Raw genomic sequence first — 20,233 nt, 5'->3', positions numbered from 1 at the left:
GAGATGGACCAGACTGGCGGCCGCAACTCATCGGGAGGACCCACGTGGAGATCCAGGGCTCTGCGGCCGCGCCGTTCGCGGGCGTCCGGGACGTGTTCGCCGAGGTGCTCGCCGAGCAGCCGGGGACGGGCGCGGCGTTCGCGGTCTGGCACGACGGCGCGTGGCTGGTCGACCTCTGGGGCGGGTACGCCGACGCCACGCACACGCGGTCGTGGGAGCGGGACACGCTGGTGATGCCGTACTCGGTGACCAAGCCGTTCGCCGCGCTCGCGGTGCTCACCCTCGTCGACCGCGGGCGCGTCGGTCTCGACGACCCGCTGCAGCGGTACTGGCCCGAGCTCACGACCGAGACGAGCGTGCGCGAGGCGCTGTCGCACCGGTCCGGCCTGGTCGCACTGGACGCCGCGGCGCCGACCGAGGCGTTCTACGACTGGGACCTGATGTGCTCGCTGCTCGCCGAGCAGCAGCCGTCGTGGCCGCCGGGCACCGCGCAGGGCGAGTCCGCCCTGTTCTACGGGCACCCGCTCGGCCAGGTCGTGCGCGCGGTCGACGGGCGCACGCTGGGCCGCTTCCTCCGCGAGGAGGTGTGCGGCCCGAACGGCATCGACTTCCACATCGGACTGGGAGACGCAGAGCTCGCGCGGGTCGCTGATCTCACCGGCTTCGGTGACGACTTCGAGGCCTCGCAACAGGGCTATCCCCCGCTCTACCAGCCGGCGATCAGCAACCCACCCGGCGTCCGCGACCCCGAGGTCGTCAACGGCGAGCGCTGGCGGCGTGCCGAGGTCCCGGCCGTGAACGGCCACGGCACGGCCCGGGCGGTCGCCGAGCTCTACGTCGCGCTCGCCCACGGCCGGCTGCTGGGCCCCGAGGTGATGCAGGAGCTGACCCGGGGCTCCGGGCCGGAACCGGACCTCGTGGTCGGTGGCGGCGACCGCGAGTGGGGCCTCGGCGTCGATCTCGACCCCGACGGCTACGGCATGGGCGGCACCGGCGGCAGCTTCGGCTGGTGGTGCGAGACCGGGCGGTACGCCGCCGCGTTCCTCACCGGCCACGTGGGCACCCACGACCGGGGCGACCGCCTCGAAGGCGCGGTGCGCGAGGTGCTCGGGCTGCCGCCGCTCTGACTACGAGCGCCGCTCGTGCAGGCGCTGCTGCGCGGCCTCGAGGTACGCCAAGCACGGCGCCTCGGCGCCGGGGTGCTTCTCGACGAGGTGGAAGATCCACCGGTCCATCGCCGCCAGGTAGCCGTTGTCGGCGCCCGCGCGGTACGTCGACCACTTCCGGTGGCCCTTGGCGGTGCACGTGGTGCAGGTGACCTTGTAGGCGAACTGCTCCGCGCTGTCGAGGTCGATCCTGACCGTCGACAGCGGACCGGCCTCCACCGCCGCCTTGCGCTGGCGGGCGGAACGGCTCGCCACCATGGCGCACTCCCGTGGTCACGGGCCCGGTCAGGCCCTGGTGAACTGCATCTCCCAGGTCATCGTCCACGATGCACCGCCGTCGTAGGAAAACGACTGCTGCCAGTGCGGCCGATCGGGGTCCGCACGCCACTCGAAGCGGACCTGTGCCGGTCGACCGCCGATCGTGTCGGAGGACTCGAAGACCCCGTGCCCGTCCGCGAACCGGCCGACGACGGGGGTGTCGAGCACGCCGGGGAAGCGGCTCGAGCTCCACCAGATCCGCCAGGTCTCCTCGGCCGGGTCGAACAGGCGCAGCGTGAAGCCCACGAACGGCGGACCGTCCGCGGGCTCCGGCACCGTCATCTCGTCGGTGTGCCCGATCCCGCCCAGGATCGGCCCCACCTCGCTGGACGCGTCGAACTCGACCCACTCGGTGCACGCCGGGTCGGTGACGTCGCGCAGCTTGCGGTTGCGGACCGTCCAGCGCCCGAAGATGAAGTCGAAGTCGTGCTGCGATGGGGTCATGCGCCCACCGTAGGGACGCCCACCGACACCGGGCGCGACACCGGGCTCGGGTCAGGCGAGCGGCGCCTTGAGCGACGCGCGAGCGGCGTACCGCTCCCCCGCGACGTCGACCTCGAAGCCGCCGGCGGCCAGCCAGTCCGCCGTGACCGGGCCGTCGTGGCGCAGGTAGGCGAGCGCGACGCAGGACCCGACGGTCTCGCCCCACGCCGCGCTGGTGACCTGGCCGACGGGCGCGCCGTCGCGCACGACCAGCTCGCCGCCCCAGAGCATCGGGTCGGGCGACTCCACGACCAGGGAGACCAGCCGTCGGCGCGGTCCGCCGGCGCGCAGCGCCTCGCGGTGCTCGAGCAGCGCCCTTCTGCCGAGGAAGTCCTTGCCACGGTCCAGCGCGGTCGCGAACACCAGTCCCGCCTCGACCGGGCCGTAGTCCGGGGTCAGCTCCCGGCCGAAGGCGCGGTAGCCCTTCTCCAGCCGCAGCGACTCGATCGCGTAGTAGCCGGCGTCGGTCCCGTCGAGCGCGTCGTAGACCGCAGGGGCGTCCGCCACCGGCACCATCAGCTCCCACCCGAGCTCGCCGACGTACGTCATCCGGGTGGCGCGAAGCCGGACGCCGGCGACGGTCACCTCCCGCGAGGTGGCGAACGCGAAGTCCTCCCAGTCGTCCGGAGACAGCGAGGCCAGGAGCGCGCGCGACCGCGGCCCCATCACGCCGAGGACGGCGTGCTCCTCGGTGACGTCGACTGCCGGGACGCCGTGCCGGGCGAGCCAGTCGAGGTCGCGGATCGTCGTCGCCGAGCTCGAGACGAGCAGGAACGAGTCGGCGCCGGTCCTGGTGACCGTGAGGTCGGCCTCGTAGGTCCCGCGCTCGTTGAGGAAGGGCGTGTAGACGCAGCCGCCGACCTCCACGTCGACGTCCGCCGCGCACACCCACTGGAGTCCGGCGAGGGCGGACGGCCCGGACACGACGTACTTGGAGAAGGACGTCTGGTCGAACACCGCGACGTCGGTGCGGCACGCGACCTGCTCGGCGGCCGACCACGGCAGCCAGGACGGCTTGTCCCAGGAGTACTCCAGCCCGGCGCCGAAGACGTTCGGCCGCTCCCAGCCCATCCGGGAGCCGAACACCGCGCCGGCCGCGGCGAGCCGTCCGTGCAACGGCGAGGTGCGCTGCGGCCGCGCGGACTCCAGCTCGCGGTTGGGCCACGGGACGGCGTAGTGCAGGCCGAGCACCTCCGCGACCCGGGCGCGGAGCCAACGGTTGTCGTTGTGGAACGGCGCGAACCGGCGCACGTCCACGCCGACGAGGTCGTCCTGCGGCTCCCCGGCGACGATCCACTCGGCCAGCGCCCGTCCCGCGCCGCCCGCGGACGCGATGCCGACGGAGTTGAAGCCGGCACCGACGAAGAAGCCCGCCAGCTCGGGCGCCTCACCGAGCAGGAACTGGTTGTCGGGCGTGAACGACTCCGGTCCGTTGTAGAACTTCCGGATCCCCGTCTCCTCCAGAGCGGGAATCCTCAGCAGCGCCTGGTCCATCAGCACCGAGAAGTGGTCCCAGTCCTCCTCCAGGAGTTGGAACTCGAAGGGGTACGGCAGGTCGTCGGGCGAGCGCCACGGCTTGGCCTCGGGCTCGAAGCCGCCGACCACGAGGCCGCCGGTTTCCTCCTTGAAGTAGGTCCAGCCGTCCGGGTCGCGCATGATCGGCAGGTCCGGGCGGGTGCCGGCGACCTGCTCGGTCACGACGTAGAAGTGCTCGGCCGAGTGCAGCGGCACGGTCACACCCACCAGGTCCCCCAGCGCCTTGGCCCACTGGCCCGCGCAGTTCACCACGACCTCGGCCTCGACGTGGCCCTGGACGGTGTCGACACCGGTCACCCGTCCCGCGGCGGTCGTGAAGCCGGTGACCCGCACGCGCTCGGCGATCCGGGCGCCGCGCTGCCGCGCCCCCTTCGCCAGCGACTGGGTGAGGTCGGTCGGGTTGACCTTGCCGTCACCGGGCAGCCAGATCGCGCCGAGCAGGTCGTCGACGCGCATCGGCGGCCACAGCTCCTGCGCCCGCTCGGGGGACACCAGCTCGCACGGGAGGTCGTAGGCGACAGCGTTCGCGGCGGTACGCCGCAGCTGCACCATCCGCTCCTCGGTCCGAGCGACGACGACGCCGCCCACGTTGTTGTAGCCGGTCGACAGGCCGGTCTCGGCCTCGAGCGAGGCGTACAGCTCCGCGGAGTACTGCACGAGCCGGGTGCCGCTCTCCGACGCCCGCAGCGGGCCGACCAACCCGGCCGCGTGCCAGGTCGTCCCGCACGACAGCGTGCCCTGCTCGAGCAGCAGCACGTCGGTCCACCCGAGCTTGGTGAGGTGGTACGCCACCGACGTACCGATCACGCCGCCCCCGACGATCACGACCTGGGCGCGGGAAGGGAGGTCAGCCATCGACGACGTCCTCCAGCAGCCGCCGGAATCCCGGCCCCCGGAAGGTCGCCACGGCCTTCTCGAACCGCTCGGTGCCCCAGCCGGTGAAGTCGTACTCGATCGGGCTGGCCGCCGCCTGGATGAAGCCCCACAGCGACCATCCGTACTCGCTGCAGAGAGCCTGCAGCCGCACCCGTGCGAGGTCCGCACGGGTCGGGATGCCGAAGTAGGCCTCGACGTACGCGTCGACCTGCTCGGCCGAGAAGCCGCACTCGGTGGAGGTGTTGCCGAGCTCGAAGCACGGGTCGTTGTTGCCGGAGTACTCGTAGTCGATCAGCCAGACCCGCTCCCCGTCGTCGATGAAGTTCGCGGCGAGCAGGTCGTTGTTGCAGGGCACCGTCCGGCGCGGCGACGCCTGGAGGGCCTGCCGGACGTCGTTCCACGCGTCGGCGTGGTCGTCGTAGCCGGCCGGCAGCGGATAGCCGTTCGCCCGCACGGTGCGCAGGTACGACGCCTGCCTGCTGAACATGTCGAAGTCGTTCGTGAACCGCGGACCCTGGTGCAGCCGGCGGCTCGCGTCGGCCGCCCGGGTGAGGACCCCGGGATCGGCGAAGTCGGTGTCCTCGAGGGACGCTCCCTGGAGGTAGGTGATCACCAGCAGGGACAGCTCGGGCCGGTACTCCAGGACCTCGGCACCGACCCCGGCCGCGCCGGCGATCGCGGTGTTCGCGGCCTCGGCGTCACGGTCGATCCCGAGCAGCGTCGCGTCGCCGAGCGCCCAGCGGACCACCACGTCGAGCTCGCCGTCGTCGGTGCGAACGCGGTAGTTGCGGTTGGTGAGACCACCGGGCAGGTCGTCGACGCGCCAGGACCGCCCCGCCAGGCAGGCGAGGCGGTCCAGGGCAGGCGCGTCCGTCACCCGTCAGTCGTCGAACGCCTCGACGACCGCCGGATCGATCGTCTTGACCGGTCCCTTGAACCAGGTGCGTGCGGACGCGAACCACCAGATGGTGAGGAGGAGGAGCACGCCGAGCACCATGATCGGGGCGTAGTTCACCGCCGCCCAGTCGAACTCCTCGCGCCACGGTGCGCCGAACGGCGACGTCGGGAGCATCAGCATCACGCCGACCACGGCGATCTCGATCACCGCGATCAGGTTCATCCACTTGTACTTGCTGCCGTTGTTCCAGCTGCCGACCTCGAACGCGTCGCCGGCCCGCCACCGCAGGTAGATCGGGATCGCGAAGGAGAAGTAGAGACCGATGACCGAGACCGAGGTGACGGCGTAGAAGGCCGTCGGGATGCCGTTGACGGACTTCAACGCCGGCAACGTGATGATCGCGCCGAGGATCGCCGCGAAGATCACGGCGTTGGCGGGCGTCCGCTGCGCGTTGACCTGCGACCAGAGGCGTGAGCCGGGGACGGCGCGGTCGCGGCTGAAGGCGAACATCATGCGCGACGTCGAGGTCAGGCAGGCGGTCGCGCAGAAGAGCTGTGCCGACGACGAGATGAACAGCAGCAGCCCGGCCAGGTTGGCCCCGAGAGCCGCGTCGAAGATGTAGGCCACGCCGCCCGCGGGGATGTTCGCGTAGTCCGGCTGCCCGTCCACCTGGGGGATCGCGAAGGTGACCGCCAGGAGCAGGATGTAGCCGCCGACGGCGGAGTAGAAGATGGACTGCCAGAGACCCCGCGCGGCCGTCTTCGCGGCGCCCTGGGTCTCCTCGGACAGGTGCACCGAGGCGTCGAACCCGGTGATCGTGTACTGCGTGAGGATGAACCCGAACGGGATGATCACGAAGAAGTACACGAAGCTGCTCGTCGACCCGTCGTCCCACCCGGAGAGGTTCACCCGGTCGGTGAACACCTGCGACACGCTCAGGTGGTTGTCCGGGACGAAGATCAGCACGGCGACGAGCACCGCTGCACCGACCACGTGCCACCACACCGACACGTTGTTGATGAGCGCCAGCAGGTGGCTGGAGAAGATGTTGATCAGCGTGATCAGCGCGAGGATCACCAGGAAGGTGACGAAGACGGCGTTCAGCGAGAACTCGTCCATCCAGCCCCACGCCAGGAACGTGAGGTTGAAGAAGGTCGCGCATCCGTAGGCCACCGAGGCGGTGACGGCGATCAGGCCGATCAGGTTCAGCCAGCCGGTGAAGAAGCCCGCTGCGGGTCCACCCAGCTTCGATGACCAGTAGTAGATGCCACCGGAGGTCGGCATCGCGGAGACCAGCTCCGACATGGTGAAACCGATGATCAGGATGAAGATCGAGATGATCGGCCAGGACCACGAGATCGAGACCGGGCCGCCGTTCGCGATTCCTGCGCCGTACGTCGTCAGGCAGCCGGCGAGGATCGAGATGATCGAGAACGAGATCGCGAAGTTCGAGAATCCGGACCAGGTCCGGGAGAGCTCCTGCTTGTACCCGAGTTTCGCCAGATGCTGCTCGTCCGCGCTGAGATGAGCCGGGATGGGCTCGTGTGCTTCGGGCATGCGTCACACCTTCCGGGGGCGATCGTGCGAATGTGAACCGGACGCTAGACCCGCCCTGCCGGGCTGTAAATACTCGCCGAGAAAAATGGTATGAACTCAGACCATTAGCGATTGACACCCGGTCGGTCGCGTCCGAAGGATGGGCCCGTGACCGCTTCCCCCGACCATCGCCTCCCGGAGGCGGTGCTGCGCCCGGTGCGGGGACACCACGCGTTCGAGGCGTGCGTGGAGCAGCTGGCCACCGCGATCCGGCTCGGCGTCTACCCGCTCGGCACGACGCTTCCGGCCGAGCGTGACCTGGCGGTGATGCTCGGCGTCTCCCGGCCGACGCTGCGTGAGGCGATCGCGGCGCTCCGCGAGGCCGGGCTGGTGGAGACGACACGCGGGCGCAACGGCGGCACGATCGTGACGCTGAAGCCGCGCTCCCCCTCGGCGCGGGCGGCCGCGCGGATCTCCGCAGAGCGGCGTGCGGAGTGGCTCGACGCGCTGGAGTTCCGCCGGATCGTGGAGCCTGGAGCGGCGTACCTCGCCGCTGGCGCGACTCTGGACGACGACGGGCGCGAGCAGCTGGAGGCCGCGCACGCGGCCGTCGCAGCCGCACGCAAGCCGGCCGAGCACCGGCAGGCCGACTCGCGGTTCCACCTCACCGTGGCGTCGCTCTCGGGCTCGGCACGGACCGTCGAGGCGGTCACCTCTGTGCAGGCCACGCTGCACGAGATGCTGCTCGCGATCCCGGTGCTCGGCACCAACATCGCCCACTCGGACCGCCAGCACGCCGCCTTGGTGAAGGCGATCCTCACCGGCCGGCCGGCGCGGGCCCGCACCGTCATGGAAGAGCACTGCGACGACACGGCCGCGCTCCTGCGCGGCCTGCTGGGATAGGAGAACGGGTGACCGAGCTGCGCAACAACCGCCACCTGACCATGGAACGGCTGCTCGACCTGATCGGGACCGCGAAGGTCGACACGGTCATCGTCGCGTTCACCGACATGCAGGGCCGTCTCCAGGGCAAGCGCCTGCACGGCCAGTACTTCAAGGACGTCGTCGTGCCGCACGGCACCGAGGGCTGCAACTACCTGCTCGCCGTCGACGTCGAGATGAACACGGTCGACGGCTACGCGATCTCCTCCTGGGAGAAGGGCTACGGCGACATGGAGTTCGTGCTCGACGAGCGCACGATCCGGCTGCTGTCCCACCTGCCCGCGACCGCGATGGTGCAGTGCGACCTGGTCTGGCCCGACCACTCTCCCGTCGTCCAGTCGCCGCGGACGATCCTGACCTCGCAGCTCGACCGGGTCGCCGAGCGCGGCTGGCAGGCGCTGGCAGGCACGGAGCTGGAGTTCATCGCGTTCGACACGACGTACGAGGCCGCCCACGACGCCGGCTACCGCGACCTGCGGCCGGTCAACCAGTACAACGTCGACTACTCGATCCTCGGGACCTCCCGGGTCGAGCCGCTGCTGCGGGAGATCCGCAACACGATGTACGCGGCCGGGCTCGACGTCGAGGGCGCGAAGGGCGAGTGCAACTTCGGCCAGCACGAGGTCGGGTTCCTGTACGCCGATGCGCTGACCACCGCCGACAACCACGCGGTCTACAAGAACGTCGCCAAGGAGATCGCCGCCCACCAGGGCAAGGCGATCACGTTCATGGCGAAGTACAACGAGCGCGAGGGCAGCTCCTGCCACATCCACCTGTCGCTGCGCGGCCAGGACGGTGAGCTGCTCTTCTGGAAGGACGGCGCCCGCACGCCGCTCTACGACCAGTTCGTCGCCGGCATCCTCGCGACGGTCGCGGACTTCACGCTGCTCTACGCCCCGAACATCAACTCCTACAAGCGCTTCGCCGACGGGTCGTTCGCGCCGACCACGATCGCGTGGGGTCTCGACAACCGCACCTGCGCGGTGCGCCTGGTGGGGCACGGCGCCGGCGCACGGATGGAGAACCGGATCCCGGGCGCGGACGTGAACCCCTACCTCGCGCTGGCCGCGATGGTGGCCGGTGGGCTCCACGGCATCGAGAACGAGCTCGAGCTCGAGCCGCCGCTGGAGGGCAACGCCTACACCTCCGGCCGGCCGAAGGTCCCGCACACGATGCAGGAGGCCCGCGAGGCGTTCTCCTCGTCGGCGATCGCGCGGGCGACCCTGGGCGACGAGGTCGTCGACCACTACGCCAACATGGCCGACGTCGAGCTGGCGGCGTACAACGCCGCCGTGACCGACTGGGAGCTCCACCGCGGATTCGAGAGGCTGTAAGTGACCGAGGTCTTCACCGTCGTCAACCCCGCAACCGCCCTGCCCGTCGCCGAGGTCCCGGAAGCGGGCCTGGCCGAGGCGGACGCCGCGATCGAGGCCGCCCACGCGGCGTTCCCGGCCTGGCGGGCGATGCCACCGGGCGAGCGAGCGGCCGTCCTGCGCCGCTTCGCCGCGGTCGTCGACGCGCACGTCGACGAGCTCGCCGAGCTCGAGGTGCGCAACGCCGGCCACACCTGGGGCAACGCGCGCTGGGAGGCCGGCAACGTCCGGGACTGCCTGAACTACTACGCCGGCGCTCCTGAGCGCCTGTTCGGCCGGCAGATCCCGGTCGCCGGCGGCATGGACGTGACGTTCTACGAGCCGCTCGGCGTGGTCGGGATCATCGTCCCCTGGAACTTCCCCATGCCCATCGCGGGATGGGGTTTCGCACCCGCGCTGGCGGCCGGCAACACCGTCGTGCTCAAGCCCGCCGAGCTGACGCCGCTGACCGCGATCCGCCTCGGGGAGCTCGCGCTCGAGGCCGGGCTGCCCGAGCACGTGCTGACGGTGGTCCCGGGCAAGGGGTCGGTCGTCGGTGAGCGGTTCGTGACGCACCCGCTGGTGCGGAAGGTGTGCTTCACCGGCTCGACCGAGGTCGGCAAGCGGATCATGCGCGGCTGCGCCGACCAGGTGAAGCGGGTGACGCTCGAGCTCGGCGGCAAGAGCGCGAACATCGTGTTCGCCGACGCCGACATCGACGCCGCGGCCGCGAGCGCGCCGTACGCCGTCTTCGACAACGCCGGCCAGGACTGCTGTGCCCGGTCGCGCATCCTCGTCGAGCGGTCGGCGTACGACGAGTTCGTGTCGAAGCTGGAGCCGGCGGTGACCGGGCTCCGCGTGCTCGACCCGAGCGACGAGGCGTCGGAGATGGGCCCGTTGATCTCCGCCCAGCAGAAGGCGAGCGTGACGGCGTACCTCGACGAGGTCGAGGTGGCGTTCGCGGGCTCGACACCCGGCGGCGACGGGTTCTGGGTGCCGCCGTCGGTCGTCACGGTCGACGACCCGGCCACCCGGATCTGGCGTGAGGAGGTGTTCGGACCGGTGGTCGCGGTGATGCCGTTCGACGACGAGGCGCACGCCGTGGAGCTCGCCAACGACACCGAGTACGGCCTGTCGGGCTCGATCTTCACCAACGACCTCGGCCGCGGGCTGCGCGTCGCCCGCGCCGTCGAGGCCGGGAACCTGAGCGTGAACTCGCACTCGTCGGTCCGCTACTGGACGCCGTTCGGCGGCTACAAGCAGTCCGGCCTCGGCCGCGAGCTCGGCCCCGACGCGCCGCAGTCGTTCTCCGAGCTGAAGAACGTGTTCTTCGCTCACTGACCGACCCGCGGAACACCTGAGAAGTACCGAACAAGAGAGGCACCAACGTGGCAGGACGCATCCAGGACCGGGTCGCGGTCATCACCGGCGGCTGCTCGGGCATCGGCCTGGCGACCGTACGGCGCTTCGCCGCCGAGGGCGCGAAGGTCGTGATCGGCGACATCGACGACGCCCGGGGCGCGGAGCTGGTCGAGGAGCTCGGCGGAGCGGACGTCGCGACGTACGTGCACGTCGACGTGACCTCGAAGGACGAGGTCGACGCGCTGTTCAAGACCGCCAAGGACACCTACGGCTCGGTCGACATCGCGTTCAACAACGCCGGCATCAGCCCGCCGGAGGACGACTCGATCCTCGACACCGACCTGGACGCCTGGCGCAAGGTGCAGGAGGTCAACCTGACGTCGGTGTACCTGTGCTGCAAGGCCGCGCTGCCCTACATGCTCGAGCAGGGCAAGGGCTCGATCATCAACACCGCGTCGTTCGTCGCGGTCATGGGCGCCGCGACGTCGCAGATCTCCTACTCCGCCTCCAAGGGCGGTGTGCTCTCGATGTCGCGCGAGCTCGGCGTGCAGTTCGCCCGCCAGGGCGTGCGCGTCAACGCGCTGTGCCCCGGCCCGGTGAACACCCCGCTGCTCCAGGAGCTGTTCGCCAAGGACGAGGAGCGCGCGGCGCGGCGCCTCGTGCACGTGCCGATGGGCCGCTTCGGCGAGCCCGAGGAGATGGCGGCCGCTGTCCTGTTCCTGGCGTCCGACGACTCGTCCTTCATGACCGCCAACACGTTCCTCGTCGACGGCGGCATCTCCGGGGCGTACGTCACGCCGCTGTGAGCGCTCCGCTGATCGGACTCACCACCTACCGCGAGGAGGCGGCCTGGGGGGTGTGGCGCCAGCGTGCCGACGTCCTGCCGGCGCAGTACGCCGCCGCCGTCGAGGCCGCGGGTGGCGTGCCGGTGCTGCTGCCGCCGTCCGACCCGGACGGCGCGGCGGTGCTCGCCGCCCGCCTCGACGGGTTGGTGATCAGTGGCGGGGCGGACGTCGACCCGGGGCGGTACGGCGCGGACGCCCACCCGCGGACCGCGAGCTGGCGGCCGGACCGGGACGCGTGGGAGACCGCGCTGCTCGACGCCGCGGACGCGACCGGCCTTCCGGTGCTCGGCGTCTGTCGTGGCATGCAGGTGATGGCCGTGCGCGCGGGCGGCGTGCTCGACCAGCACGTGCCCGACCTCGTCCACCACGAGGACCACTCCCCCGGCGCCGACGCGTTCGGGGAGATCGCGGTGGCCACGGTGGCGGGGACCCGACTGGCCGATCTGGTCGGCGAGCGGCTCTCCGTGCGCTGCCACCACCACCAGTCGGTGCGGACACACCCCGGCTTCATCGCCTCCGCGCACGCCGCGGATGGCACGCTTGAGGCCATGGAGCTCAGTCACGACGGGCCAGGCGAACGGTTCTGCGTCGGGGTGCAGTGGCACCCCGAGACCGCGGCGGACGTCGGCCTGCTCGCGGGCCTGGTCCGCGCGGCAGCGTCGTACGCCGCACGATGACCCTGGTCTCCGCCCATCGCTGCCTGACGACGGCCGACATCGAGGCCGCGATCGCGCTGGGCGCCGACTACGTAGAGTTCGACGTCCAGCGCTGCGCGGACGGCGCGCTGATCCTGCACCACGACCCGGTCGACGAAGCGCCTGCCGGCGTCCTGACGTACGACGAGGCGCTCGACCTGCTCGCCGGTCGCGCCAAGGCCCACCTCGACCTCAAGTTCGAGGGCGACGAGGTGCCGGTCGTCGCACGCGCCGTCGAGCGCCTCGGCACCGACGACCTGCTGGTGACGACGCTGCACGACGACGCCGTCCGCGCGGTCCGCGACTGGGCCGACGCCGAGGGCCATCCCCTCGAGGTCGGGCTCTCGCTCGGCCGCGGCGTGCGCCGTTCTCGCCTCTGGGACAGCCTCCGGATCCTCAGCACGGAGCTGTTCCCCGGCGTGCGCTACCACCTCTCGGGTGCCAACGTCGTCGTCGCGCACCACTGGCTGGCCCGGATCCGCGTGCGCCGCTTCGCCCGCCGGCACCGGCTGCCGCTGGTCGTCTGGACGGTCGACACGCCGCACGCCCTCGCCTACTGGACGCGCCCCGGCCGCGCGTGGCTCGTGACCACGAACCAGCCCGAGATCGCCCTCAGGCTCCGTCGAACTGACAGACTTTCGCCATGAGGACCGGAGCCTTCGACGAGCTCGTCCCGGATGTCCTGGGCGAGCCCTACCTGGCCGAGACGATCTCGTTGCCTCCCGACGAGGAAGGGCCGGTCGTCGCGACACTCGTCGTACGCCGCGCGGCGCAGCCGACCTCCAAGGCCGTGCTGCACGTCCACGGCTTCTGCGACTACTTCTTCCAGACCCCGTACGCCGAGTGGTGGAACGAGCGCGGCTACGACTTCTACGCCGTCGACCTGCGCAAGTACGGCCGTTCGCTGCGCCCGCACCAGACGCCGAACTACGTCACCGACCTGCGCCAACACTTCCCCGACATCGACGCAGCCTTCGACCGGGTCACCGAGCGCGACCGGCACGACCACGTCGTGCTGAGTGCTCACTCGACCGGCGGGCTGATCGCGTCGCTGTGGGCGAACGAGCGCAAGCCACGGATCGCCGGGATGGCCCTGAACTCGCCGTGGCTCGACATGCAGGGCGGCCGCCTGGTCCAGGGGCTCGGCACCTCGGTGATCAAGCAGGTCGGCGCCCGGCAGCCGACCCGGCAGATCCCCCGGACCGTCGACGGCGTCTACGGCCGCAGCCTGCACGTCGACCACGACGGTGAGTGGATGTTCAACACCGACTGGAAGCCGCTCGACTCGTTCCCCGTCACGTTCGGGTGGCTGCGCGCGATCCGCCTCGGGCACGACGAGCTGCACCGGGGCCTCGAGGTCGGCTGCCCGGTTCTCGTGCTCTCATCGACCGGGACCAAGTGGCCCAAGGCGATGGGCCAGGAGGCGCACGACTACGACATCGTGCTCGAGGTCCCCCAGATCCGGCAGTGGGCGACCGCGCTCGGCAGCCACGTCACCTATGTCGCCATCGAGGGCGCGCGCCACGACGTCGTGCTGTCTCGGGAAGGCCCGCGCAAGAAGGCGTACGCCGAGCTCGACCGCTGGCTGACAACGTATGTGGGCTGACGGGCGGCGGACCCATCGGGCGACGTCACCGTGCGGGACGTTCACCGACGTGGACGGCGCCGAACAAGTGACCGTCGCACCGCCGCGTTCCTGTGCGGGCGGACCGAGCGGGGTCCGCGTCGGAGCGCGGCCGTCGGGGTGGACGTGCGACGAGTGGGGCGGTTCCGGCACCGGCGAGACGGACGGATGGGTTACCCCACTCGGTCCCGAAGTCCACGCACCCGACCTCTAGGCTCGACCCATGCGGACGAGCGTGTACGTCGCCTCCCTGGAGGGTTCGGCCGGGAAGTCCGCCGTCGCCCTCGGTGTGCTCGATGCCCTGTCGCGTCGCGTGGAGCGCGTCGAGGTGTTCCGGCCGATCGTGCGGCGCGACAGCCAGACCGCCCGCGGTGAGCGGGACTTCGTCCTGGACCTGCTGATCGCCCACGAAGCCACCTCGCTCCCCTACGACGAGTGCACCGGCGTCACCTACGACGACGTGCACGCCGACCCGGTCGCAGCACTCGACACGATCGTCGAGCGATACCACCGGGTCGCGGACCGGGCGGACGCCGTGGTCATCGTCGGCTCCGACTACACCGACGTCGGCACGCCCACCGAGGCCGCCTACAACGCCCGGATCGCGGCCAACCTCAGCGCGCCGGTACTGCTGGTCCTCAACAGCGCCGGCCGGACCCCGGCCGAGCTCGCCACGCTCGTCGACATCGCCGCGGGAACGATCGCGGAGAACCACGCGACGCTGTTCGCCGTGGCCGCCAACCGGGTCACCCATCCCGACCTCGGCGCCGTGGTGGAGGCGCTGACCCGTCCGGGCGTGCCGGCGTACGCGCTGCCGGAGGTGCCGCTCCTGTCCGCGCCGTTGCTCGCCGACATGGTCCCGTTGATCGACGGACGCCTGCTGATCGGCGACCCGGCCCTGCTCGACCGGGAGGCGATGGGCGTGCTGGTCGCCGGCATGACGATGCCGAACGTCCTCGACCGGCTCTTCGAGGGCGCCGCCGTGGTGACCGCCGGGGACCGTCCGGAGGTCGTGCTCGGCGTGCTCATGGCGCACCACTCGGCGAGCTTCCCGCAGGTCACCGGGATCATCCTCAACGGCGGCATCGAGCTGCCCCCACAGGTGACGCGCCTGCTCGAGGGCACCGGCACGACCCTGCCGATCATCGCCACCGACCTGGGCACGCACGAGACCTCGTCGGCGCTCACCGCGATCCGCGGCCGGCTCACGTCGATGTCACCGCGCAAGATCACCGCGGCGCTCGCGCTGTTCGCCGAGCACATCGGCGGCGACGCGCTCCTCGACCTCCTCGACGTCTCGCACACGACCGCGGTCACGCCGCTGATGTTCGAGCACCAGCTGCTCCACACGGCCGCGTCCGACCGCCAGCACATCGTGCTGCCTGAAGGAGACGACGACCGCGTCCTCCAGGCCGCCGACATCCTGCTCCGCCGCGGCGTCGCCGACCTGACGCTCCTCGGCGACCCGATCCGGATCAATGCCCAGGCAGCCGGCCTCGGGGTCGACGTGTCCGCGGCGAACCTCGTCGACCCGGCCGACAGCGAGCTCACCGAGCGGTTCGCCGAGGAGTACTACCAGCGCCGCAAGCACAAGGGCACCGAGCGGGCGTACGCCCACGACGTGGTGCGCGACGTGTCGTACTTCGGCACGCTCATGGTCGAGCTCGGCGAGGCCGACGGCATGGTTTCCGGAGCGGCGCACACGACGGCGCACACCATCCGCCCCTCGCTCGAGGTCGTGAAGACCCTCCCGGGCGTCTCGGTGGTCTCGTCGGTCTTCTTCATGTGCCTGCAGCACCAGGTGCTCGTGTACGGCGACTGCGCGGTCAACCCGGACCCCACGGCCGAGCAGCTCGCGGACATCGCGATCTCGTCCGCCGCCACCGCGGCCGCGTTCGGCGTCGAGCCCCGGGTCGCGATGCTGTCGTACTCCACGGGCACCTCCGGCACCGGCAGCGACGTCGAGAAGGTCTCGGCTGCGACCGAGCTGGTCCACGCACGGGCGCCGCACCTGCTGGTCGAGGGCCCGATCCAGTACGACGCGGCGATCGACCCCGCGGTCGCGCGCACCAAGCTGCCGGACTCCCCCGTGGCCGGCCGGGCGACCGTGTTCGTCTTCCCCGACCTCAACACCGGCAACAACACCTACAAGGCCGTCCAGCGCTCCGCGGGCGCGGTGGCGATCGGCCCGGTCCTCCAGGGGCTGCGCAAGCCCGTCAACGACCTCTCGCGCGGTGCCACCGTCCGCGACATCGTCAACACGGTCGCGATCACCGCGATCCAGGCCCAGCAGCTGAAGGAGGCCGGCGCATGAGCAGCCTGGTCCTGGTCGTCAACGCCGGCTCGTCATCGTTGAAGTACAGCCTCGTCGACGGTGAGACCGGTGAGACGCAGGCGGTGGGCGTCGCGGAGCGGGTCGGCGGCGACGACGGGATCCTGACCCACACCGGCCCCGACGGCGAGAAGCACCGCAGCGAGCTCGCGCTCCCCTCCCACGAGGCCGCGCTGGAGGCCGCGCTGAAGGCGTTCGACGAGCACGGACCCGCCCTGGACGCCAGCGCGCTCGCCGCGGTCGGGCACCGGGTCGTGCACGGCGGGGAGCGCTTCTCGGCACCGACGCTGGTGGACGACGAGCTGGTGAGCGCCGTCGAGGAGCTGGTGCCGCTGGCGCCGTTGCACAACCCGGCCAACCTGGAGGGGCTCGCGGTCGCTCGCAAGCTGTTCGCGGACGTGCCGCAGGTCGCGGTGTTCGACACCGCGTTCCACCAGACGATGCCGGAGGCGGCGTACACCTATGCGGTGCCGCTGGACTGGCGCGAGGAGCACGGCATCCGCCGCTACGGCTTCCACGGGACGTCCCACAAGTTCGTGGCGGGCGAGACCGCCCGGCTGCTCGGCCGGCCGGCGGAGTCGGTGAACGTGATCGTGCTGCACCTCGGCAACGGCGCCTCCGCGTCTGCGGTCGCGGGTGGCCGCTCGGTCGACACGTCGATGGGGATGACGCCGCTCGAGGGGCTCGTGATGGGCACCCGGTCCGGCGACCTCGACCCAGCCCTCCACGCGCACCTGCACCGGGAGCTCGGCTGGTCGCTCGACGAGATCGACCGGGCGCTGAACCGGGAGTCCGGGATCAAGGGGCTCTCCGGCCACAGCGACTTCCGCGAGCTCGAGCGCGACCTCGCCGCGGGTGCGGCGCGGGCGGCCTTGACGTTCGAGGTGTACTGCTACCGGCTGCGCAAGTACGTCGGCGCCTACTACGCCGCGCTCGGCGAGGTCGACGCGATCGCGTTCACCGCCGGGATCGGTGAGCGCGCCGCGAACGTGCGCGAGCGGACGCTCGCGGGACTCGAGCGGCTCGGCATCCGCATCGACGTGGAGGCGAACCGGGCCGAGGCCGAGGGCCCGTTCCGCATCTCGACCGACGACAGCGAGGTCGCGGTGTTCGTCGTGCCCACCAACGAGGAGTGGCAGATCGCCCGCGAGGCGCTCGAGGTCGTCAGAAGGTAGGCCCGTCGAAGCGCTCGCGCGTGACGAACTCCTCGACGGCGTTGCGGCGCAGCTTCGTCACCTCCTGGGCCGGCTTGCCCAGCGGCAGCACGGCGGCGACGGCGTACTGCTCGGGGATCCCGAGCAGCTCCTTGACGGCCGGCTCCTCCGCGACCGCCATCGTCGTGATCGTGCCGCCGAAGCCCTCGTTGCGGGCCGCGAGCAGCACGTTCCACACCAGCGGGTAGACCGACGCGCCGCTGATGAGCCCGATCCGATCGAGGTCCTGGTCCATCGCCGCCACGACCGAGAGGTCCACGCAGACGACCAGCACGGCGCCGGCGGTCAGCACCGGACTGGTGAACCGCTCGCCGACGTCGGTCGCCGCGATCTCCTCCGGCGTCGGGATCGGCGGCTCCAGCGGGTTGAACGGGCTCTGGCCCGCCTTGATCTGCGCGACGTAGCGCCGGGCCGCCGGCAGGTTCAGCTCGGCCAGCCGCTGCCGGGTCGCCTGGTCCCGGACGACGATCACCCGGGTCCCCTGCCGGTTGCCGCCGCTGGGCGCGAACCGGGCGTGGTCGAGGATCCGGTGCAGGGTCTCGTCGGGCAGCGGGTCGCCGGTGAACTCGCGGACCGCGGGGGTCGTGCGCATGACGTCGTACAGATCCATGTCCCGAGCCTCCCACGAGACCGATAGCCTCCAGCCCATGAACCCTGTCCTCGGACTGTCCATCGGCCGCATCGCCGTCGGCGCCCTGGCGCTCGCCAAGCCCGACTCCGCGACCAAGACCTTGCAGCTCGACGCGGTGTCCAACCCGCAGGTGCCGTACGTCGTCCGGCTCTTCGGTGCGCGCGAGATCGCCCTCGGCCTGATCACCCTGTTCGCCGGTGGTCGCACCCGCCGGGGCGTCATCGCCGTGGGCGTGGCGGTCGACGCCGCGGACGCCGCGACGGCCTACCTGGCGCTCAAGGACGGCTCGGTCTCGAAGAAGACCGCCTACACGCTCCTCGGCCCTGCCGTCGGCGCCATCGGCTCCGGGCTGCTGGCTCTGGTCAAGCGCTCGAAGTAGCGGGGCAGCTCGGCTGCAGCTGTCGCAGGTTCACCATGGTATCCAGGTGAACCTGCACCTCCCACGGCGTGCAGGCCATGGGAAGTGCCGGTTCGACGTCATCCCCTGGTGAACCTGGGACGACGCCCGAGCGAGCGACTCAGCTCAGCAGGAACACCGTCAGCGCCACGAGCCCGACCAGCACGATCACCACGCGCAGCACGGTGCTGGGCAGCCGGCGCCCGACGGTCGCGCCGATCTGCCCGCCGATGACGGACCCGACGCCGATCAGGAGCACGATCCACCAGTCGACGTCGGCGACCACGATGAAGATCACGCCGGCGACCGCGTTGACGATCGCCGCGAGGACGTTCTTCACCGCGTTCAGCCGCTGCAGGTCCTCGTCGACGCCGGTGCCGAGCACCGCCATCAGCAGCACGCCCTGGGCCGCGCCGAAGTAGCCGCCGTACACACCGGTGACCGCGACGCCCGGCCACACCCACCAGGTGCCGTGGTACGGCATGCCGCCGGTCGCGTCGTGCCGTCTTGCCACCCAGCCCGAGATCCGCGGCTGGAACACGACCAGCACGAGGCCCAGCACGATCAGCGCCGGGACGATCGCGGCGAACGCGTCGTCGGGCAGGACCAGCAGCAGGACGGCGCCCGCTGCGCCGCCCAGCAGCGAGGCGACGCTCAGCCGCAGCACCCGCGACCGCTGCCCCGACAGCTCCCGGCGGTAGCCGATCGCCCCGGACACCGACCCGGGGACGAGGCCGACGGTGTTGGACACGTTCGCGGTGACCGGGGGTACGCCGAACGCCAGCAGGGTCGGGAACGTGATCAGCGTTCCCGACCCCACCACGGTGTTGATGGTGCCCGCCGCGACCCCGGCGAGCAGGATCGCGACGACTTCGAAGACACTCACTGAGCGGGAGGCACCTCGCCCGGGTCGATCGCGGGATCGGTCCCGGTGGGCGGCGTGCTCGTCGCCTTGGTGGTCCTGCCCGGGTTGGCCGCGTCCGCCGCCTCGGCGATCGCCGCTTCGACCGCGGCACTGGTCTGGCGCAGCTCGGAGTCGGTCTTCGGCTCCTGCGGCTCGGACGGGCCCATGTCCACACGCTTGAGCGGGCCGTCGACCTCCTTCGGGATGCCCTGCAGGTTGGTCATCGTCGACCCCAGGCCCTCGAGCGCCTTGCCGATCTCGCTGGGCACGATCCAGACCTTGTTCGCGTCGCCCTCGGCGATCTTCGGCATCATCTGGAGGTACTGGTACGCCAGCAGCGACTGGTCCGGCTGGCCGTCGTGGATCGCCTGGAAGACGGTCTGAATGGCCTGTCCCTCACCCTGGGCCCGCAGGATCGCGGCCTCCCGGTCACCCTGGGCGCTCAGGATCTGCGACTCGCGCTGTCCCTCGGCGTTCAGGATCGCGGACTGCTTGTTGCCCTCCGCGGTGAGGATCGCCGACTGCCGCTGGCCCTCGGCCGTCAGGATCAGCGCGCGCTTGTCACGGTCGGCGCGCATCTGCTTCTCCATCGCGTCCTTGATCGACGGCGGCGGGTCGATGCCCTTGATCTCGACGCGGTTGACGCGGATGCCCCACTTGCCGGTCGCCTCGTCGAGCACGCCGCGCAGGCCGTTGTTGATCTCCTCGCGGCTGGTCAGCGTCTGCTCGAGGTCCATGCCGCCGACGATGTTGCGCAGCGTGGTCATCGTGAGCTGCTCGACGGCCTGGATGTAGTTGGCGATCTCGTACGTCGCCGCGATCGGGTCGGTCACCTGGAAGTAGATGACGGTGTCGATGGAGACCACGAGGTTGTCCTCGGTGATCACCGGCTGCGGCGGGAAGCTGACGACCTGCTCACGCAGGTCGATGAGGTAGCGGACCTTGTCCACGAACGGCACGACGATGTTGAGGCCGGCCGGGAGCGTCTTGAGGTACTTGCCGAAGCGCTCGACGACGCCCGCCCGCGCCTGCGGGATGATCCGCACGGTCTTCGCGAGCAGCACCACCACGAACAGCAGCAGCAGGACCGCCAGGATCAGTAGCACCAGGGGCACGGGAATC

At 71.1% G+C, this 20,233-nt stretch carries 19 protein-coding genes; 11 read left to right on the top strand and 8 right to left on the bottom strand.

Annotated elements, in window-relative coordinates:
* Positions 1-44: 44 nt before the first annotated feature.
* Positions 45-1,127 carry a serine hydrolase domain-containing protein gene (locus tag ABD875_RS02465; RefSeq protein ID WP_345170885.1) on the top strand — a complete coding sequence of 361 codons (1,083 nt, stop codon included), beginning with the start codon at positions 45-47 and terminating at the stop codon, positions 1,125-1,127.
* On the opposite strand, the gene ABD875_RS02460 is transcribed toward ABD875_RS02465, so the two are convergent.
* Genes ABD875_RS02460 through ABD875_RS02440 form a run of 5 tightly spaced genes read right to left on the bottom strand, consistent with a single transcriptional unit; the run spans position 1,128 to position 6,834 of the window.
* Entirely contained in the window at positions 1,128-1,424 is a 297-nt protein-coding gene (locus ABD875_RS02460) for a hypothetical protein (protein ID WP_345170884.1), read from the bottom strand.
* A 27-nt stretch (positions 1,425-1,451) separates the two neighbouring features.
* Positions 1,452-1,928 carry a hypothetical protein gene (locus tag ABD875_RS02455; RefSeq protein ID WP_345170883.1) on the bottom strand — a complete coding sequence of 159 codons (477 nt, stop codon included), beginning with the start codon at positions 1,926-1,928 and terminating at the stop codon, positions 1,452-1,454.
* Positions 1,929-1,979: 51 nt separating this feature from the next.
* Positions 1,980-4,358: a GcvT family protein gene (locus ABD875_RS02450; RefSeq protein WP_345170882.1), complete on the bottom strand. Its 2,379-nt coding sequence runs from the start codon at positions 4,356-4,358 to the stop codon at positions 1,980-1,982.
* Positions 4,351-5,256 (bottom strand): phosphotransferase, encoded by a 906-nt coding sequence (locus tag ABD875_RS02445; RefSeq protein ID WP_345170881.1) that lies wholly within the window; start codon positions 5,254-5,256, stop codon positions 4,351-4,353. Before ABD875_RS02445 ends, ABD875_RS02450 begins: the two co-directional genes overlap by 8 nt.
* A gap of 3 nt (positions 5,257-5,259) precedes the next feature.
* Positions 5,260-6,834, bottom strand: a complete 1,575-nt coding sequence (locus tag ABD875_RS02440; RefSeq protein ID WP_345170880.1) for an amino acid permease — start codon at positions 6,832-6,834, stop codon at positions 5,260-5,262.
* 147 nt (positions 6,835-6,981) lie between these two features.
* Between ABD875_RS02440 and ABD875_RS02435 the strand changes: the two genes are divergently transcribed.
* From ABD875_RS02435 to ABD875_RS02395, 9 genes are all read left to right on the top strand, one after another.
* Positions 6,982-7,716 carry a FadR/GntR family transcriptional regulator gene (locus ABD875_RS02435; protein WP_345170879.1) on the top strand — a complete coding sequence of 245 codons (735 nt, stop codon included), beginning with the start codon at positions 6,982-6,984 and terminating at the stop codon, positions 7,714-7,716.
* A gap of 8 nt (positions 7,717-7,724) precedes the next feature.
* A complete protein-coding gene (locus ABD875_RS02430) occupies positions 7,725-9,089 on the top strand; it encodes a glutamine synthetase family protein (protein ID WP_345170878.1) in 1,365 nt (454 codons plus the stop codon).
* The gene (locus ABD875_RS02425; RefSeq protein WP_345170877.1) at positions 9,090-10,448 is read left to right on the top strand and encodes an aldehyde dehydrogenase family protein; all 1,359 of its coding nucleotides are present in this window, start codon (positions 9,090-9,092) and stop codon (positions 10,446-10,448) included.
* A gap of 47 nt (positions 10,449-10,495) precedes the next feature.
* Entirely contained in the window at positions 10,496-11,275 is a 780-nt protein-coding gene (locus ABD875_RS02420) for a 3-oxoacyl-ACP reductase (RefSeq protein WP_345170876.1), read from the top strand.
* A complete protein-coding gene (locus tag ABD875_RS02415; RefSeq protein ID WP_345170875.1) occupies positions 11,272-11,991 on the top strand; it encodes a gamma-glutamyl-gamma-aminobutyrate hydrolase family protein in 720 nt (239 codons plus the stop codon). Before ABD875_RS02420 ends, ABD875_RS02415 begins: the two co-directional genes overlap by 4 nt.
* Entirely contained in the window at positions 11,988-12,656 is a 669-nt protein-coding gene (locus ABD875_RS02410) for a glycerophosphodiester phosphodiesterase (RefSeq protein ID WP_345170874.1), read from the top strand. Before ABD875_RS02415 ends, ABD875_RS02410 begins: the two co-directional genes overlap by 4 nt.
* On the top strand, positions 12,653-13,615 hold the full coding sequence (locus tag ABD875_RS02405; protein ID WP_345170873.1) for an alpha/beta hydrolase: 963 nt from the start codon (positions 12,653-12,655) through the stop codon (positions 13,613-13,615). Before ABD875_RS02410 ends, ABD875_RS02405 begins: the two co-directional genes overlap by 4 nt.
* Before the next feature lie 241 nt (positions 13,616-13,856).
* Positions 13,857-15,947, top strand: coding sequence for a phosphate acetyltransferase (pta, locus tag ABD875_RS02400; protein WP_345170872.1), 2,091 nt, complete (start codon positions 13,857-13,859; stop codon positions 15,945-15,947).
* Positions 15,944-17,140, top strand: a complete 1,197-nt coding sequence (locus tag ABD875_RS02395) for an acetate/propionate family kinase (protein WP_345170871.1) — start codon at positions 15,944-15,946, stop codon at positions 17,138-17,140. Before pta ends, ABD875_RS02395 begins: the two co-directional genes overlap by 4 nt.
* On the opposite strand, the gene ABD875_RS02390 is transcribed toward ABD875_RS02395, so the two are convergent.
* Positions 17,130-17,789, bottom strand: coding sequence for a nitroreductase family protein (locus ABD875_RS02390; protein WP_345170870.1), 660 nt, complete (start codon positions 17,787-17,789; stop codon positions 17,130-17,132). The genes ABD875_RS02395 and ABD875_RS02390 overlap by 11 nt on opposite strands.
* A gap of 37 nt (positions 17,790-17,826) precedes the next feature.
* On the opposite strand from ABD875_RS02390, the gene ABD875_RS02385 reads away from it, so the two are divergent.
* Positions 17,827-18,189 (top strand): DUF4267 domain-containing protein, encoded by a 363-nt coding sequence (locus tag ABD875_RS02385; protein ID WP_345170869.1) that lies wholly within the window; start codon positions 17,827-17,829, stop codon positions 18,187-18,189.
* A 139-nt stretch (positions 18,190-18,328) separates the two neighbouring features.
* On the opposite strand, the gene ABD875_RS02380 is transcribed toward ABD875_RS02385, so the two are convergent.
* Both ABD875_RS02380 and ABD875_RS02375 read right to left on the bottom strand, forming a co-directional pair.
* Positions 18,329-19,093 carry a sulfite exporter TauE/SafE family protein gene (locus ABD875_RS02380; protein WP_345170868.1) on the bottom strand — a complete coding sequence of 255 codons (765 nt, stop codon included), beginning with the start codon at positions 19,091-19,093 and terminating at the stop codon, positions 18,329-18,331.
* Complete coding sequence (locus ABD875_RS02375) at positions 19,090-20,226, bottom strand: SPFH domain-containing protein (RefSeq protein ID WP_345170867.1); 1,137 nt, start codon at positions 20,224-20,226, stop codon at positions 19,090-19,092. Before ABD875_RS02375 ends, ABD875_RS02380 begins: the two co-directional genes overlap by 4 nt.
* Positions 20,227-20,233 lie beyond the last annotated feature (7 nt).

The sequence above is a fragment of the Nocardioides caricicola genome, assembly GCF_039541135.1.
In the GTDB taxonomy this organism is placed as follows: Bacteria; Actinomycetota; Actinomycetes; order Propionibacteriales; family Nocardioidaceae; genus Nocardioides; species Nocardioides caricicola.
This window is presented reverse-complemented; position numbering and strand designations above follow the sequence as displayed.